Origin of the sequence: Candidatus Pseudothioglobus sp. Uisw_050_01 (genome assembly GCF_048085775.1) — a bacterium.
Taxonomy (GTDB): domain Bacteria; phylum Pseudomonadota; class Gammaproteobacteria; order PS1; family Pseudothioglobaceae; genus Pseudothioglobus.
Genome location: NZ_CP159804.1, coordinates 1,242,792 through 1,256,787, shown reverse-complemented (window position 1 = coordinate 1,256,787; position 13,996 = coordinate 1,242,792). Strand labels below are relative to the sequence as shown.

Annotated in this window: 16 protein-coding genes; 11 read left to right on the top strand and 5 right to left on the bottom strand. The window is 35.3% G+C overall.

Annotated features, from left to right (window positions below):
• Positions 1-13: 13 nt before the first annotated feature.
• Positions 14-460, bottom strand: coding sequence for an outer membrane protein assembly factor BamE (locus ABXT51_RS06340; RefSeq protein ID WP_416694599.1), 447 nt, complete (start codon positions 458-460; stop codon positions 14-16).
• Positions 461-510: 50 nt separating this feature from the next.
• Here ABXT51_RS06340 and fur point away from each other — a divergent pair, with 50 nt between their 5' ends.
• Both fur and ABXT51_RS06330 read left to right on the top strand, forming a co-directional pair.
• On the top strand, positions 511-918 hold the full coding sequence (gene fur, locus ABXT51_RS06335; RefSeq protein WP_416677406.1) for a ferric iron uptake transcriptional regulator: 408 nt from the start codon (positions 511-513) through the stop codon (positions 916-918).
• A gap of 23 nt (positions 919-941) precedes the next feature.
• Positions 942-1,730: a metal ABC transporter permease gene (locus ABXT51_RS06330; RefSeq protein ID WP_416694596.1), complete on the top strand. Its 789-nt coding sequence runs from the start codon at positions 942-944 to the stop codon at positions 1,728-1,730.
• Here ABXT51_RS06330 and prfA read toward each other — a convergent pair.
• Positions 1,727-2,815 (bottom strand): peptide chain release factor 1, encoded by a 1,089-nt coding sequence (gene prfA / locus ABXT51_RS06325; RefSeq protein ID WP_416694593.1) that lies wholly within the window; start codon positions 2,813-2,815, stop codon positions 1,727-1,729. The genes ABXT51_RS06330 and prfA overlap by 4 nt on opposite strands.
• Positions 2,815-4,083 carry a glutamyl-tRNA reductase gene (gene hemA, locus ABXT51_RS06320; RefSeq protein WP_416694589.1) on the bottom strand — a complete coding sequence of 423 codons (1,269 nt, stop codon included), beginning with the start codon at positions 4,081-4,083 and terminating at the stop codon, positions 2,815-2,817. The genes prfA and hemA overlap by 1 nt, the downstream gene beginning before the upstream one ends.
• A 164-nt stretch (positions 4,084-4,247) precedes the next feature.
• Here hemA and ruvB point away from each other — a divergent pair, with 164 nt between their 5' ends.
• From ruvB to ABXT51_RS06280, 8 genes are read left to right on the top strand one after another with little or no spacing between them, the layout of a single operon-like run.
• On the top strand, positions 4,248-5,276 hold the full coding sequence (gene ruvB, locus ABXT51_RS06315; RefSeq protein WP_416694586.1) for a Holliday junction branch migration DNA helicase RuvB: 1,029 nt from the start codon (positions 4,248-4,250) through the stop codon (positions 5,274-5,276).
• Positions 5,273-5,677 carry a tol-pal system-associated acyl-CoA thioesterase gene (gene ybgC, locus ABXT51_RS06310; protein ID WP_416694584.1) on the top strand — a complete coding sequence of 135 codons (405 nt, stop codon included), beginning with the start codon at positions 5,273-5,275 and terminating at the stop codon, positions 5,675-5,677. The genes ruvB and ybgC overlap by 4 nt, the downstream gene beginning before the upstream one ends.
• The gene (tolQ, locus tag ABXT51_RS06305) at positions 5,664-6,335 is read left to right on the top strand and encodes a protein TolQ (protein WP_416694581.1); all 672 of its coding nucleotides are present in this window, start codon (positions 5,664-5,666) and stop codon (positions 6,333-6,335) included. Before ybgC ends, tolQ begins: the two co-directional genes overlap by 14 nt.
• Positions 6,332-6,784 (top strand): ExbD/TolR family protein, encoded by a 453-nt coding sequence (locus ABXT51_RS06300; RefSeq protein WP_416651209.1) that lies wholly within the window; start codon positions 6,332-6,334, stop codon positions 6,782-6,784. Before tolQ ends, ABXT51_RS06300 begins: the two co-directional genes overlap by 4 nt.
• 13 nt (positions 6,785-6,797) lie before the next feature.
• Positions 6,798-8,447, top strand: coding sequence for a TonB C-terminal domain-containing protein (locus ABXT51_RS06295; RefSeq protein WP_416694578.1), 1,650 nt, complete (start codon positions 6,798-6,800; stop codon positions 8,445-8,447).
• A gap of 14 nt (positions 8,448-8,461) precedes the next feature.
• Positions 8,462-10,498: a glycine--tRNA ligase subunit beta gene (glyS, locus tag ABXT51_RS06290; protein WP_416694575.1), complete on the top strand. Its 2,037-nt coding sequence runs from the start codon at positions 8,462-8,464 to the stop codon at positions 10,496-10,498.
• 4 nt (positions 10,499-10,502) lie between these two features.
• Entirely contained in the window at positions 10,503-10,940 is a 438-nt protein-coding gene (gene dtd, locus ABXT51_RS06285) for a D-aminoacyl-tRNA deacylase (RefSeq protein ID WP_416694572.1), read from the top strand.
• A 47-nt stretch (positions 10,941-10,987) separates the two neighbouring features.
• Positions 10,988-11,329: a Spx/MgsR family RNA polymerase-binding regulatory protein gene (locus ABXT51_RS06280; RefSeq protein WP_416677391.1), complete on the top strand. Its 342-nt coding sequence runs from the start codon at positions 10,988-10,990 to the stop codon at positions 11,327-11,329.
• Here the strand turns inward: ABXT51_RS06280 and trxA are convergent.
• Positions 11,326-11,691: a thioredoxin gene (gene trxA, locus ABXT51_RS06275; protein ID WP_416694569.1), complete on the bottom strand. Its 366-nt coding sequence runs from the start codon at positions 11,689-11,691 to the stop codon at positions 11,326-11,328. The genes ABXT51_RS06280 and trxA overlap by 4 nt on opposite strands.
• An 88-nt stretch (positions 11,692-11,779) precedes the next feature.
• On the opposite strand from trxA, the gene ruvC reads away from it, so the two are divergent.
• Entirely contained in the window at positions 11,780-12,250 is a 471-nt protein-coding gene (gene ruvC, locus ABXT51_RS06270) for a crossover junction endodeoxyribonuclease RuvC (RefSeq protein ID WP_271537692.1), read from the top strand.
• A gap of 3 nt (positions 12,251-12,253) precedes the next feature.
• Here ruvC and ABXT51_RS06265 read toward each other — a convergent pair whose 3' ends face one another.
• Positions 12,254-13,390 (bottom strand): cation diffusion facilitator family transporter, encoded by a 1,137-nt coding sequence (locus ABXT51_RS06265; protein WP_416694566.1) that lies wholly within the window; start codon positions 13,388-13,390, stop codon positions 12,254-12,256.
• Positions 13,391-13,996 lie beyond the last annotated feature (606 nt).

Here is a 13,996-nt window from a genome sequence, read left to right as displayed (position 1 = left end):
ACACATTGTTTTATTAATTAGAGTTTAATAATTCCTCTAAGCCACTCTTGTCAATTTCAGACAAAAGATCATCTGAAAATATAAGTCTTAAGCGGTATCTAATTTCTATCTGACCTTCAATTGTTGAGTGATTAATGTAATCCCATTGATATTGATGAAATGGGTCAATAATGCTTGGAGAGCCAATCAGTTTCATAACACTTTCTTTGGACATTCCTAATTGAAGCTGATTAACCTCTTGAAGGTTTAATATAGAGCCTTGCATAATAGTTGGTTTATAGATATCAATTGAGGGAAGTCTTGGCTTAGCCCAGCTTGGTAATGAAAGCTTAGGCATTTTTGGTAAATCTAGCATAGAAAACTTTTGCAGTTTAGGAGCGTCAGAGGTCTTAGTAAGAGAGTTAGTACACCCAATCAATATAAGACAACCAAGTAGAATAAAAGTTAAACTCTTCATCATTAGTTAAAACATATAAAATATATGTAAGATTTTACCTTAAGGATTTTTAAATGGATGCAGAAGATTTAAAAAGTGCTGGTCTTAAAGTTACACTTCCAAGGCTAAAGATTTTAGAAGTTTTGGAGAAATCACCAAACCATCATTTGAGTGCTGAGGACATCTATAGAGTTTTGATTGAGCAAAACGAAGAGGTTGGTGTTGCAACAATTTACCGCGTTTTATCTCAATTTGAAGAATCTGGAATTGTTCAGAAATTGAATTTTGAAAATAACCAGGCTGTCTATGAGTTATGCGGCTTAGAGCATCACGACCATCTAGTGTGTGTCAAGTGCAGTAAGATTATCGAATTTCAAGATGATGTTATTGAACAACATCAGCTTCAAATTGCAAAAAAACATGGCTTTGAGTTGACTGATCATTCACTATACCTTTATGGCTTATGCAAGGACTGTCATTAAGTTTTTTTAGGGTTTTATAAATTATGGATGATTTTATTTATAGGGCGCTAATTGCGGCAATTGGCGTATCAATAATCGCAGGCTCTCTAGGTTGTTTTGTTATTTGGAAGCGCCTTTCATATTTTTCGGACTCTATTTCACATAGTGCACTTTTAGGTGTTGCTCTTGGACTTGCAACTGGACTGGGTATTAATTTTGGTTTGGTTATTGTTGGAGGGCTATTTGCGACTCTGATTGTTTTTTTGCAGCAAAAAGACTTCTGGTCGAGTGATGCTGTGCTAGGTATCTTCTCTCATATTTCTCTGTCGCTAGGTATTGTCGTTCTAGGCTTTATTGGGGATCAAAATATAGATTATTTTTCTTATCTTTTTGGAGATATATTATCCATAACCTCTAAAGATATCTATTGGATATTTTCTGTTATGGTTGTTGTTATTTTTCTATTATTTATTAATTGGAAAAAACTGTTATTACTCACACTTAATGAAGAATTAGCCAAAGCTGAAGGCGTTAATAAAACCTTTTATGAGCTGCTTTTTATGTTTTTAATAGCACTGGCTGTGTCTGTTTCAGTCCAAATTGTAGGCGTTTTGTTGATTACCTCTTTACTAATTATTCCGCCTGCAATAGCTCGAGTTTTTTCAAACTCACCTATAGCAATGATTTTTAGCTCAATGATCATATCAATTGTTTCTGTTTTATTAGGGCTTTACACTTCAATTACATTTGATTTAGCAACTGGTCCTGCCATAGTTATTACTTTAGGAGTTTTATTTTTTATTGCCCAATTCCTTCCAAATAGAGGCAGTTAAAGGGATTCATTAAGTGCGGTCAATTGGTTAGTTTGTTGCTCAATTACTAGTGGGTCTATAATTGCCTCTAATTCACCCTCCATGACTTCGCTTAATTTGTAGAGCGTTAAATTAATCCGATGGTCAGTAACCCTTCCTTGGGGGTAATTGTAAGTTCTGATTCTTTGAGAGCGGTCACCACTTCCAACAAGTTCTTTTCTTTGAGAGGCCTGCTCCTTCTGTTGTTCTTGTTGTTGAGCATCCAAAATTCTGGATGCTAGAACTGATAAAGCTTGAGCTTTATTTTTATGCTGAGAGCGGCCATCTTGGCATTCAACAACTGTTCCAGTAGAAATATGAGTTACGCGAACTGCAGAGTCAGTTTTGTTGACATGCTGACCTCCAGCTCCAGAAGCTCTAAAGGTATCAACTCTTACATCATTCATATTGATATTAACTTCTTCAATGCTAGAAACTTCTGGCATTACAGCAACCGTACAAGCAGATGTATGAACTCTTCCTTGAGACTCAGTTTCAGGAACCCTTTGAACGCGATGAGCGCCGGATTCAAATTTAAGTTTTGAGTAGACGTTGGTGCCACTTATTCGAGCAATAATTTCTTTAAAGCCACCATGCTCACCTAAATTAGAACTTAATATTTCAAGCTGCCATTTAGATTTTTCTACATATCGAGTGTACATTCTATAAAGATCACCTGAAAAAATACTAGCCTCATCGCCCCCTGTTCCTGCTCTAATTTCAATAATAATATTACGTGAGTCGTTTGGATCTTTTGGAAGAAGTGATTTCTTAAGATCAAATTCTAGTTGCTCTAAAATTTTTCGACCTGAAACAATTTCTTCCTCAGCCATTTCTTTAATATCTTGGTCATCTTCATGGAGAAGCACTTCTGCAGCATCAATATCAGCAACGACTGATAAATATTCAATGTACTTGTCATTTATTGGGCTTAATTGAGAGTGCTCTATGGAAAGCTCTCTAAATTTATTTTGATCAGATGCAATAGACTGATCTGAGAGCATCGCGTTGATTTCTTCAAGGCGCATGGATAATTGCTCTAATTTAGTGAGGATTGATTGATTCATTAGTTGTCGATCTTAGAGGGATTTGTTTTATCTTTTTCGACTATTTCATGAGAGTCAGTTTTAAGATTGCTAGGATTTTTTACGTTCTCTAAAGTTTTGTGTAGTAATTTATTAGTAAGTTTGTCAGCTAGCTCCTCTACCACTAGATCAGGATTTGAGCCTGATTTAAGTTTTCTTAAGGCAGTTTGTAATAGCTCATCCTTAAGTAAATTTGCTTGCCTTCTATGATTTTTAATTATCTCTTCATTAGGAATATTGTTTGCCCATTCAATAAAATCAACACTTTTTGCATTAATTATCTTCTTAGCAATAACTTTTTCTTTTAGTCTTTCTTCTAAATTGCTATTAGCAATTTGCTGTAAATCATCCACACTATATAGAAATACATCTTCTAATTGATTCGCTTCTGGTTCAATGTCTCTAGGAATAGCTAAATCAATAAGTAGCATTGGCTTATGTTTTCTTTGATGAAGAACTGTTTCAATTAAGCCTTTTCCAATAATTGGAATAGGCGCTGCTGTTGAGGAGATAACTATATCCGCCCTATGAAGATTTTCAGAAAGGCTTTTTAATGAAATCGCCTCTGCATCATGCTTAATTGCAATTGGCTGGGCATTTTCTATAGTTCTATTTGCAAAAATCATTTTCCTTACCCCTCTTTTACTAAGGTGCTGAGCACTAAGCTCAATCATCTCTCCAGCACCAACAAGCAAAACAGTTTGACTTGATAGGTTTGTAAATATTTTTTCACTTAGCTTAACAGCGCAATAAGCAACTGAGACTGGTGAAGAACCTATATTTGTATCAGTACGAACTTTTTTTGCGATTTTAAAGACATGTTGAAATAATTTTTCTAAAATTTTATCTAAAGCGCTTTCATTTTTTGAGAGCTGATAAGCATCTTTTAGTTGTCCAAAAATTTGAGGCTCACCTAGAACTAAAGATTCTAGCCCACAAGCAACATTACATATATGTTGGACGGCTTCATTTTCTTCATAATAAGAAACATACTCAATTAAAGAGTGATGATCTATACCGTGACTGAATGCTAAAAACTTTATTAAAACATCATGAATATTCTTTGAGTCATGGGAGACGTAAATTTCTGACCTGTTACAGGTAGAAAAGATAACGCAGCCTTTAATTTCTTTGAGTGAGAGTAGAGAAGAAATAGCAGGCGCAAGCTCACCATGAGCAAAGGCTACTTTTTCCCTAATTGCTACTGGGGCTATCTGATGATTTATACTCAGTATTGCAATATTCGACATTTAAAAAAACGAAAATAATTTAATCCGTTAATTATACATTGTCTATTCAATTTCATCAAAAGATAAAGCAGTTTAAGATAAAGGGATAGTTTTGTATAATTAATAAATATAACTACCTATTGGTCTAAAATAAAGACCATAAATTTAAAATAAAATGATTAAAGATGATTGAAGAGGACAGTCTAGTTGGCGGAGAAGATCAAAATAATGAGGATCTAAAGGTTACCTCAGTTAGGCCAAATTCATTTGCAGATTATATTGGCCAAGAAGATGTCAAATCACAAATGTCTTTATTTATTCAGGCAGCAAAGTCACGTTCAGATGTTCTTGATCATTGCCTAATTTATGGGCCTCCAGGATTAGGTAAGACGACTCTTGCCAATGTTATTGCCAATCAAATGGGTGCAGGAATTAAACAAACGTCTGGCCCTGTTCTGGAGCGCTCTGGTGATTTGGCTGCAATACTTACTAAACTTGAACCATTCGACATTCTTTTTATAGATGAAATTCACAGGCTCAACCCAGTTGTTGAAGAAATTCTTTATCCCGCATTAGAGGATTTTAAACTCGATATTTTAGTAGGAGAAGGCGTTGCTGCTCACTCAGTCCAGCTAGAACTGCCTCCATTTACTCTAATTGGTGCAACTACCAGGGCAGGAATGCTTACTTCACCTCTGAGAGATAGGTTTGGAATAGTGCATCGTTTGACTTTTTATAATGTTAAAGAGCTGCAAGAGATAGTAGAAAGGTCCGCTTCAATTTTAAATATTGAAATCGAAGGCCAGGGCTCATTAGAAATTGCTAAGCGCTCAAGAGGGACCCCTAGAATAGCTAATCGCCTTTTAAGAAGAGTTCGTGATTTTGCAGATGTTAAAACAAATGGTGTAATAAATATACAAATTGCAAAAGAAGCTCTTGAAACGTTAAAAGTTGATGAGGCAGGCCTTGAACAGCTCGATCGAGATTACCTTAGCTTGATTATTACTAAGTTTTCAGCGGGACCGGTAGGACTTGATACTTTAGCTACTGCGCTTGGTGAAGAGCGATCAACCTTAGAGGATATGATAGAGCCTTACCTTCTTCAGCAGGGATTTATAATGAGAACACCGCGCGGTAGAATTGCCACAGACCTTGCTTTCTCTCATATAGGAGAAGTTCGCCTTAGCCATACTCAAGACTTGTATGGTAAATGAGTAGTTTAACTTTAAGAGTATATTATGAAGACACAGATGCTGGCGGCGTTGTTTATTATGCTAATTATCTAAAGTATATTGAAAGGGGTAGGACTGAGCATCTTCGTGAACTTGGTTTTGAGCTAGCTATTATTGCAGAAGAAATTGGGCTAGTCTTTGTTGTGAAGTCTGTGAAGGCAGATTATCTATTACCCGCTTTTCTTGATGACACTATTGAGGTTCAAACTAGTATTGAATTAGTTAACCATGCGAGCTTAATTTTTGCTCAGAAAATAACGAATATAGAAAAAAATACGGTATTATTTGAGGCTGAAGTAAAGGTAGTTTCTGTATTAAAAAATAATTTAAAGCCTTGCGCTTTTCCGCAAGAAATCATGGAGAAACTAAATGGAAGAAAATAGCTTATCAATTGTTGGTCTAATATTTAGCGCTGGACTTGTTGTTCAGTTAGTTATGATTATATTAGTCTTGATGTCAATTTACTCTTGGACTGTAATTATGTCTAAGAAAAAGATTTTGATGGATGCATCCAATGATGTTAAAAATTTTCACCAAGAATTTGAAAGAGAAAGTGAGCTATCTGTTCTGTATAAAAATTTGCCACCTCTGGCCTCTGATTGGACTGCAATGGAAGATATTTTTGGCTCTGGCTACAAAGAGTTTACTCATAGCAAGTCCACGTCTAGTCAATTACGCATTATGAATTCTGAAAGAGCTTATAGGTCAATGAATACTTCTGCGAGTAATGAGATTGATCGACTTGATTCTAGCCTTTCTATTCTTGCGATGATTGCATCATCAAGCCCTTATATTGGTCTTTTTGGCACAGTTTGGGGGATCATGCATTCATTTATTGGCCTTGCATCAGTTAAGCAGGCAACGATAGCAATTGTTGCTCCTGGTATTGCGGAAGCTCTTATTGCAACTGCTTTTGGACTTTTTGCGGCAATACCCGCAACTATTGCCTACAACAGATTAGTTTCGCATGTTGAGGAAATTGGTAATAAGTACACCGCATTTGTGGAAGAGATTTTTGTAATCCTACAGAGACAAAAATGATAGAACTGCCTAGGCGCTCAAGGCCTGATATCCATGCAGATATCAATATCGTTCCGTATATTGATGTAATGCTAGTTCTTTTAGTTATCTTTATGATGACTACCCCAATTATTGAGCAAGGTGTTGAGGTTGACTTGCCAAGCGCCCCTGCTGGAGTTGTTGATTACCAAGACCAGCAGCCTTCAATTATTTCAGTTGATGTAGATGGAAACTACTTTATAAATCCAATGACCAGTCCTGGAATGGATGCGATTGAAGATCTTGAGCCAGTTTCGTTAAATGTGGCTATAAATCAAGTGCTTGCTCGAAAAGAGATTTATCCAGATATGCAAGTTTTTGTTAGGGGTGATAAAAAAGTAGCTTACGAAAAAGTTATTGAAATTATTGCTGTTTTAAAACAGTATGGCAAGATTGATAAGGTTGGTTTTATGACCGAAAATCCAAATTAGTTGAATTCTAATTATGAATTTTTTTAAAAAAATTACTCAGTTTTTTATTAGCTTAATACCTAAAAAAGCAGAAGTAGCCTCAGAAGAAAAAGATAAAGGGGAGTCTTTAGATGTGCAAGAAGCTAGAACCTCTGGACTTAAAAATTTCATTATTAAGGTTTCAAGTGTTCTTTACAAGTACCTAAAAAAATTCGCCTTATTTATATTAGGCCTCATCAATACAATGATGCAGCCAATGGTTAAGATATCTAAAAAACATCCAATCGCTTTTTGGGCCGCAGTAATCCTACATGCATCTCTTCTATTTGGTTTACTGTATGCAAATGTTGAGCGCTGGAGTCCTCCAGAGCAAAGCTCAAGTATCTTGCCTTCTGCGCCAGTTCAAGCAGTTATGATTGATATGGAGATAATTGAAGCAGAGCAAGAGCGGTTAAAAGACGTAGAGAAACAAAAGCAACAAAAGATTAAAAGCGAAGAAAAGAGATCAGAAACTGCCCAAAAAGATCAGAAAGTTGCAGAGCAGGAGGCTTTAAAGGCAAAAGCTAAAAAAATTATGGCAGAACTTCAGCGTAAATCGGAAGAGGCCAAGACTAAAGAGGCTGAGATTCAAGCGAGCAAAGCTAATGAAATAATTGCTGATGCTGAAACAAAGACAAAAATTGAAGAAGCTAAGGCTAATGAAATAATTGCTGATGCTGAAACAAAGACAAAAATTGAACAGGACAAGGCGAAAAAAGCTGAAGTGAAACGTATAGCTGAAGAAGCAAAGACTAAAGAGGCTGAGATTCTTGTTGAGGCTGCGGCTAAAAAGATTGAGCTTGCTGAAGCAAAACGAAAGCAAGAGGAAGTTAAAACAAAACTTGCAGAAATAAAACGAAAAGCTGAAGAGGTTAAAACCCAAGAGGCAGAAATATTAGCAAAAGAGGCAACTGCATTAGTAAAAGAAGCTGAAGCAAAAACTAAAGCTGAAGAGCTTAAAGCAAAAGAGGCTGTATTATTAGCCCAAGAAACAGCTAGGGACGCTGAAATACTTGCAAAAGAAGTTGATAAGCAAGTTAAGAAGGCAGAAGCAAAACGTATAGCTGAAGAGCTGAAATTAAAATTAGCAGAAGCAAAGCGCGTCGCATTAGAAATTAAAATTAAAGCAGCTGAGGTTAAGCAAAGCACTATTGAAGCCAAAACTAAAGATGCTGAATTACTCGTCAAAGAGGCTTCCAAAAAATTAGAAGAAGATCAGCAGAATAAGGATTTATTGGAATTAGAAATAGCAGCCCTTAAAGAGGCTGAAGCTGAAATTCAATATAGACAGCTCCTTGCTAAAGAAGTTCAAGATGAGCAAGATACAGCAAGATCATTAATCATTGAGGATCAACTTAATACCCTTCAGAATGCCTATATAAATAATATAGCGGCCAGAGTTAAAACCTTTTGGAGGTACCAGTCAGCTGAAGATGATTGGACAGCTGAAGTTTATGTTGTTCAAGATAGAGATGGAAATGTTAAGGCGGTAGATGTTAAAAATGCTAATGTTGGTAATAGTTCTCTTGGAAAGTCATTCAAGGACTCAATTGAAAGAGCTGTAAATAAAGCCTCGCCACTTCCTGGGGCTCCTGATGAGGCTGTCTTTGATAAAGAGCTTTACTTTATATTTAGTGTAAATTAACCTAAATATTACCTATGAAAACACATGATTTTTTATTGGAATTAGGAACTGAAGAACTGCCTCCAAAGCTTTTATTGAAGCTTTCAGAGTCCCTTAAGAACAATATTGCTGATGAACTTAAAAAGATTAATATTTCTTCATCTAGTATCGTGTCTTTCGCTACCCCAAGGCGTTTAGCTGTATCTATTACAGAGCTACAAAGCAAACAAAAAGACCAAGTTATAGAAAAAAAAGGCCCTTCAACAGAATCTCCAGAAATGGCGATTAATGGCTTTGCAAAATCTTGTGGAGTTGATTTAAGTCAGCTTGAAAAAAAGCAATTAGGCGGCAAAGAATACTACTTTTACTCAAAAGAAGAGGCTGGTCAAATTATTAGTAGTCTCTTACCAAGAATCATAGAAAGCTCAATTAAAAATATTCCAATTACAAGAGCAATGAAATGGGGTAGTGCAGACCATTCTTTTGTTAGGCCCGTCCACTGGCTTGTTGTAATGCTTGATAAAGAGATTGTTCCAGCACAAATAATGGGACTTGAAAGTGGAAGAGTTACAAGGGGCTTAAGATTTCAAAAAGATCTTACTATTGAACTTTCACACGCGAGTGAATATGAGTCGGTAATGTCAAAAAGTGCTCAAATCATTGTTGATTTTAAAAAGCGCAAAGAGGTTATCCGTGAGCAGGTTTTATTAGTAGCAAAGCAAAATAATGCTGAAGTAGTTATAGATGAATCTTTGCTGGATGAAGTTTGTGCGCTAGTTGAGTACCCTAGAGCTTTTGCTGGAAAGTTTGATGAAAAATTCCTATCTGTTCCTCATGAAGCTCTGATATCGGCAATGAAGTCACACCAAAAATACTTTCATTTAGTAGACAGTAAGGGGAGTTTGTTACCATTATTTATTTCTGTCGCAAACATTGAATCGAGTAATTTAAAAGTAGTTATTGAGGGTAATGAGAGGGTTATTCATCCTAGACTATCAGATTCTGAGTTTTTTTGGAATCAAGATAAGGATGTCAGGCTTGATCAGAGAATAGATGGGCTGGATAATGTTTTGTTTATGAAGTCTCTTGGCTCCATGGCTCAAAAAGCGAAGCGAATAGAGCGCCTAAGTTCTTATATTGCTGAGTTGGTTGGATTTGATACTAAAGAATCTTCTCGTGCTGGTCTTTTATGCAAATCTGATCTTTTAAGTGAAATGGTTGGTGAATTTGCTGATTTACAAGGAATTATGGGTGGCTATTATGCCCTTAATGATGGAGAGTCAAAAGCTGTTTCAATAGCTATTAGGGAGCACTATCTACCTCGATTTTCAGGAGATACATTGCCCTCTACAAGTGAAGGTCTTGTAGTTGCAATCGCGGATAAGCTAGATACTATTACTGGTATTTATGGAATTGGACATGCTCCAACAGGCTCTAAAGACCCCTATGCACTTAGAAGGCTAGCTCTTGGATTGCTACGAATACTGCTTGAGGCCAAAATAGAATTAAACCTTAAGTCATTAATTAAATTCTCTCTAGATTTACACTTAAAGGGAGTAGATAGAGGCGCCTCTGACTCAATCTATAAATTTATGATGGAGCGGCTAAAAGCCTACTACAAAGATGCTAATATTGATAGCAACGTTTATGAAGCTGTTTTGGCAGTTAGTCCAGACTCGCCGTTTGATTTTCATTTGAGAGTTGAAGCGCTTAATGAGTTTACTCAAAGTGCTGATTCCAAGAGCTTGATTGAGTCAAATAAAAGAATTGCAAATATTCTTAAAGATTCAACTGAACATCATAATGACCTTAATTCTGAGGCGTTAATTGAAGACTCAGAAAAAAATCTTTATAAAGCTACAGAGTTACTATCTAAACAATTATCAGATAAGAAAGATTACAAGACGACCATGCGCTCGTTGCTCGAATTAAAAGAGGTGATAGATACATTCTTTGATAATGTTATGGTTAATACAGAGGATTTAAAAGTACGTGAGGCTCGACTTGCTCTGATTAGTCGAGTTAGAGCTCTGTTTTTATCTGTTGCTGATATTTCTCACCTCTCATCATAACTAAATGAAAGCTTTGCTTCAAAGAGTAAGCTCATCAAAGGTTGAAGTTGAAGGAAAAGTAGTGGGTCAAATTAGTAAAGGTCTGCTGGTTTTTATTGGTATTGAGAAGCAAGATGATATAATGTCCTCAGATAAGATGTTAAAAAAAATACTCTCATATCGAGTTTTTCCAGATTCAGATGAGAAGATGAATTTAAGTATTCGTGATATAAATGGAGAGCTTTTAATCGTATCTCAATTTACTCTTGCAGCAGACACCAAGAACGGAACAAGGGCAGGTTTTTCAACAGCAATGCTTCCAATTGAAGCAGAAAAACTATACAATTATTTTCTTGAAAAAACTCAATCTATGGGCACTATTACTGAAAGCGGTATTTTTGGAGCGGATATGCAGGTTTCACTTGTTAATGATGGGCCAGTAACCTTTCTTTTAGAAACTTAAGTAATTTATGCTTTTATCTGTCTTCAATATATTTTCCAATATTTATTATGAGTAGCAATAATAAAATTTATGGTATCAAGAACTGTGACACCGTCAAAAAAGCTCTTAAGTATTTATCTAGTAATGATATAGCTCATGAATTTATAGACTTTAGAGTCGATCCAATTTCAAAAAATGAACTTCAAAAAATGATTGAAAAAGTTGGATTGGAGGTTCTTATAAATAAGCGCTCAACCACCTATCGAACATTAACTGAAAGTGAAAAAGATAATATTGATTATGAGTTAATTTTGAAATACCCAACTTTAATTAAGAGGCCAGTTATGATAAGGGATGACAAAATAATGGTGGGCTTTAGTGAGCAGAAATATTTAGATTTTTTTAGCTAGGTTTGCTTTTGATCTTCAAGCTCTTTTCTTACTTCATCCATGTCAATTGATTTAGCTTTTTCTAATAAGTCTTCTAAGTCTTTCCCAGACATAGACCCTGGCTGTGAAAAAATTCCAATTCCATCTCTAAAAATCATTAAAGTTGGGATTGATCTAATTTGAAATTGAGCGCCAAGTTCTTGTTCATCTTCAGTGTTGACTTTAGCAAAGGTCACCCCATCAACCTTTTCAGAGATTTCTTTAAAGGTTGGAGCAAACTGAATACATGGACCACACCAAGGAGCCCAGAAATCAATAATAACAATTTCGTTATTGTTAATAGTCTCATCTAAATTTGCTTGTGAAAGCTCAATTACTGACATAAATTTTCCTTTTAAAAATTTTTAAAAAGCATTATAACTTTTTTACTAAAATACTGGTTAGTTTTTACGTAGCTGATAAAATATCCCAATGAAAATACTTGGTATAGATCCTGGCTCTAGAATTACTGGTTTTGGTTTAATTGAGGCAAATAAACTAAAATTTACTTATCTTAGTAGTGGTTGTATCAGAACTCAGGGTGATTTAAATGAGCGAATTATTACGATATATGAGGGCGTTAAAGAGGTTATCGCTAAGCATGAAATTGATATAGTCGTCATTGAAAGGGTATTCATGAGGCCTGATAGGCCAAATCCTGATGCTGCAATTAAACTTGGACATGCTCGCGGTGCTATCATTTCTGCTACTGGAGGCCAAGGTATTCCAATTGTAGATTACACAGCCAATCAAATTAAAAAGGCAGTTGTTGGAAGAGGTCACGCATCGAAAGAGCAGGTTTCTTTTATGGTGCAGCAGCTCCTCAAATTAAATAAAGCACCACAAGAAGATGCTGGAGACGCACTAGCAGGAGCCATTTGTCATGCTTACCATGCGCTGTAAAAATTAACTAAAGTAAACTTTTACTTCGCCAAATCCTGGAAGTTTTTTTATAATTTCGCTGAGATCAAAATTGATTGTACTAATTTCATTATTATCTAAATAATCAACCGAAAGATAAAAGTCCACTAGTATTTCACCCTCTAGATAGTGCAGTTGAGTTCTTTCAATTGTATAAGAGCAATTCTCAAGTTTGAGCGACTGACTAATGATCTTTAATGCTTGGGCTCTCTCTGGAAGGTCCTTATAAGGCGCATCTTCTTTTTCTTCATCATTTTCAGGATCAATGTGAACAGTAACGTCATCAAGCTCCTCTATACACTCTTTCGCAACTCTCTCAACGCTAACACTTATTATATGACCCTCACTAACGGATAAAAATGGATTGACCTGGACATGAACGTCAGCCGATTTTTTATGACCAACTTTTCTGGTTCTTAATGTATGAACGCTATTTACACCTTTAATATCAGCAAGTGCTTTATGAAGATTTTTTATGTCTTCTGGATCAATTGAAGTATCTACTAATTCTTTAGTCGCTTCAAATCCAAGTTGCCAGCCAATATAAATAATCATTAAGCCAACTATAATTGCAGCAACGCTATCTAGGAAAAAGTATCCATTGGCAGCACCTATTATTCCAATAACAACAACTATAGAGGAAAATGCATCAGTTCTATGATGCCAAGCATTTGCTTTAAGTAAGTCAGACTTAATATTTTTAGCAACTTTAACTGTATACCAATACAAAGCTTCTTTACTAAGAATTGATAATGCAGCAGCAGCAATTAACCAGTTTTCGTGCTTTAGAGCATTGGAATTGCTGAAACGACCAAATCCATCAAAAATAATAATAGTACCAACTATTGCTAAAAAGATACTTAATCCTAAAGTCGCAACCGTTTCAAATCTTTCATGTCCGTAAGGATGATCCGCATCGGGCGCTTCTCCAGAAAGTTTTGCGGCATACCATGTAACCCAGTCCGTGAGGAGATCTGAGAAAGAATGAATTCCATCTGCAATAAGGGCTCCTGATTGACCTATGATTCCAAGAGAAACTTTTATAACAGAAAGTAAAAAATCAATAATTGCTCCTATAACGGTAGCTTTTTGACTTTCTTTAGTGCGATTTATAGAGTGCATTGATAACTTAATAGTTCAAGTACTTAACGACCTATTTTAAGTTAAATGCCTTTATTTTTTCATTGAAATCATTTAATTTAAATATTTTTTTAAATATAGCTTGCAATTGTTAATGAGAATGAGTATCATTATCATTTAATAAATAATTAATTAAAGGTTCGAAATTGATTACTAATAAATTCAGCTTCCTAATGCAATCTCCTAAGATCGTATGCTGCTCTATATTGGTAATTGTTTCAACAGCTTCAAAATAGCCCTCCGAACTATGATGAAGCAAATATCAAAGGAGTTTTAACTAAGTGATAAATTGATTACATTCATATTTTTTTTACTTCCTTTAAATGGGTATGTCTGTGATTAATTGGCCCTATGTCTTCCTCCTTGCATAGGGCTTTTTTAATAGAATATAAAAATAGAAATGAAATTTTGGTATAGATACAAACTCTTTATTTTAAAAAAAACTAATCGACTAGATTTCATATCGATGAGGAGATTAGGTATTCCAAAAAAAATTATTGGAAAAGTGATTTTAGAAGAGGTTAAAAATGACCTCAGACTTAAGGGAGATATCTCCAAATATCACTACAAATATAACTAATTAAAAGT